At 73.8% G+C, this 2,752-nt stretch carries 2 protein-coding genes and 1 pseudogene; all 3 read right to left on the bottom strand.

Annotation, left to right across the window (positions count from 1 at the left end; all coding sequences use genetic code 11):
- Positions 1-543, bottom strand: a pseudogene (locus ACLIYP_RS30110) (hypothetical protein); the annotation flags it as partial.
- Between the two features lie 122 nt (positions 544-665).
- The gene (locus ACLIYP_RS30105; RefSeq protein WP_093657694.1) at positions 666-1,463 is read right to left on the bottom strand and encodes a type III pantothenate kinase; all 798 of its coding nucleotides are present in this window, start codon (positions 1,461-1,463) and stop codon (positions 666-668) included.
- Positions 1,463-2,527 carry a carboxylating nicotinate-nucleotide diphosphorylase gene (gene nadC / locus ACLIYP_RS30100; RefSeq protein ID WP_412716246.1) on the bottom strand — a complete coding sequence of 355 codons (1,065 nt, stop codon included), beginning with the start codon at positions 2,525-2,527 and terminating at the stop codon, positions 1,463-1,465. The genes ACLIYP_RS30105 and nadC overlap by 1 nt, the downstream gene beginning before the upstream one ends.
- Positions 2,528-2,752: the final 225 nt, after the last annotated feature.

The following is a 2,752-nucleotide window of genomic DNA, read 5'->3' as shown; positions in this document are numbered from 1 at the left end:
CCGGACGGCCGTCGGCCGGGCGCGCCCGGAGGACTCGGGGGCGCGGCCTGAGGACTCGGGGGCGCGGGAACGCTCCGAGGGCGCCGCCAGCCGTTCGCAGCGCCGCAGCAGCCCGGCGCGGCGCTCCCCCTCCGCCTCGCCGGACCCGTGGCCGCACAGCTCGCGCAGCACCCTCAGATCCTCCGTGCGCGGCGTACAGCCCAGCGCGACGGCCTCCTCCAGCCGCGCGAGGTACCCGGGGGCCGAGCCCGGCAGGGCGGCGCGGTAGCGGTCGAGGTCCGCCCGCAGGAAGGCCCTCAGCCGGCCCGCCTCACGGCTCGCCTCGTCCAGCGCGTCGGCCAGCCACAGACACGCGCGCACCGCCTCGGCACGCTCCTCCTCCGGCCTCTCGGACTCCTCAGCCCTCTCCGGGCGCCGCCCGCCGGCGCGCGGGTAGGGCTGGACACGGGCGGGCTGGAGGACGAGGGCGAGGGCGCTGCGCAGGACGCGCAGTTCGTCCGGGCTGAGGACCATGGCGCCTCGGGAACCGTAGGGCGTGGGCATACGGTGACATTACGGCAGAAGTCGGCAAAGCCGACATATCGCCGCATCGCTGTGTCCCGGCCCGCGTCCGGCCCCGCGCCCGGTCCCGGCTCCGTTCCCGGACCCTGCGCCCGGCCCCGTGCTCAGCCCCGCGCCATGTTCCGCTCGTAGACCAGGCGCAGCCCGATCAGCGTCAGCCAGGGCTCGTGCTCGTCGATCCCCGTCGCCTCGCCCAGCACCATCGGCGCCAGGCCTCCGGTGGCGATGACCGTCACGTCGTCCGGATCGTCGGCCAGTTCGCGGGCCATCCGCTCCACCACGCCGTCCACCTGTCCGGCGAAGCCGTAGAGGATGCCGGACTGCATCGCCTCGACGGTGTTCTTGCCGATGACGCTGCGCGGTCTGGCCAGCTCGATCTTGCGCAGCTGCGCGCCGCGCACGCCGAGCGCCTCGACGGAGATCTCGATGCCCGGGGCGATGACGCCGCCGGTGTACTCCCCCCGCGCGGAGACCGCGTCGAAGGTGGTGGCCGTGCCGAAGTCCACGACGATGCTCGGGCCGCCGTACAGCTCGACGGCAGCCACCGCGTTGATGATCCGGTCCGCGCCGACCTCCTTGGGGTTGTCCATCAGGATGGGCACCCCGGTCTTGACGCCCGGCTCGACCAGGACGGAGGGGATGTCTCCGTAGTGGCGGCGCGTCACCTCGCGCAGCTCGTGCAGGACGGAGGGGACTGTGGAGCAGATGCAGATGCCGTCGATGCCGTCGCCCAGGTCCTCGCCGAGCAGCGGGTGCATGCCCATCAGGCCCTGGAGGAGGACGGCCCATTCGTCGGCGGTGCGGCGGGGGTCGGTGGAGATCCGCCAGTGCTCGACGATCTCGTCGCCGTCGAACAGGCCGAGGACGGTGTGGGTGTTGCCGACGTCGATCGTGAGCAGCATCAGTCGCGCCCCTGTCCGCCCGCGCCGCCGCGGGCCTCGTCGCGCAGGTCCAGGCCGATGTCGAGGATCGGGGAGGAGTGGGTGAGCGCTCCGACCGCCAGGTAGTCCACGCCGGTGTCCGCGTACGCGCGGGCGTTCGCCAGGGTGAGGCGGCCGGAGGACTCCAGCTTCGCCCGGCCGGCGACCAGCGCGACCGCCTCGGCCGTCTGCCCGGGGGTGAAGTTGTCCAGCAGGATCAGGTCGGCGCCCTCGGCGAGGACGGGCTCGATCTGGTCCAGCCGGTCCACCTCCACCTCGATCGGCACGCCGGGGAACTCCTCGCGCACCCGCTTGAACGCCTCGGCCACCCCGCCCGCGGCGATCACGTGGTTGTCCTTGATCAGCGCGGCGTCCGACAGCGACATCCGGTGGTTGGCCCCGCCTCCGCAGCGCACCGCGTACTTCTCCAGGGAGCGCAGCCCCGGGGTGGTCTTGCGGGTGTCGCGGACCTTCGCGCCGGTGCCCTCGAGCGCGTCGGCCCAGGCGCGGGTGGCGGTGGCGACACCGGACAGCCGGCACAGGATGTTGAGGGCGCTGCGCTCGCCGGTGAGCAGATCACGGGTACGGGCGCGCACCGACAGCAGGCACTGCCCCGCCTCGACGCGGTCGCCGTCCTCGACGTGCCGCTCGACCTCGAACTCCTCGGTGCAGACCACCGACAGGACCGCCTCGGCGATCCGCAGCCCGGCCACGGTGCCCGCCTCCCGGGCGGTGAAGTCGGCGGTGGCGACGGCGTCCTCGGGGATGGTCGCGACGGTGGTGACGTCCACGCCCTGGTCGAGGTCCTCCTCGATCGCCATGTGGGCGATGTCCTCGACCTGTACCGGATCCAGGCCCGCGTCCGCCAGCAGCGCGGCCAGGTCCGGGTCCAGACCGCACTCCAGCGGATCCAGGTCGAGTCCGTCGTCCGCACCGCCGCAGCCGCAGGCGTCGCCGCAGCCCCCGCCGGTGCCGTTCACCGCCTCGCCGGGACGGCCGAAACCGATCTGGAGCAGCGGGAGTTCGTCGGGCTTGGGGGTGGTCACTGTGTCTCCTCGTGGGCTTCCGCGCCCACGCGGCCACAGCGCGGGCTCCTGATGACATGCGGCCCGGCGGCCGCGCGTACGACGCTCGCAGCGTCTTTTCCGTGAGCTTCTCCGCCCACGCGGCACAGCGGCGCGGGCATCGTCGCCGACAGCGGCCCGGCGGCCGCGCGTACGACGCTCACCGTGCCTTCTCCGTGAGCTTCTCCGCCCACGCGGCACAGCGGC

It is taken from the genome of Streptomyces nanhaiensis (genome assembly GCF_046614825.1).
Taxonomy (GTDB): domain Bacteria; phylum Actinomycetota; class Actinomycetes; order Streptomycetales; family Streptomycetaceae; genus Streptomyces; species Streptomyces radiopugnans.
The sequence above is the reverse complement of the archived record's forward strand: the minus strand, read 5'-3'. Positions and strand labels throughout refer to the sequence as shown.

What these genes read in the sequence shown, in the direction of transcription:
- ACLIYP_RS30105 (WP_093657694.1), bottom strand. Translation starts at nt 1,463, where the DNA reads ATGCTGCTCACGATCGACGTCGGCAACACCCACACCGTCCTCGGCCTG.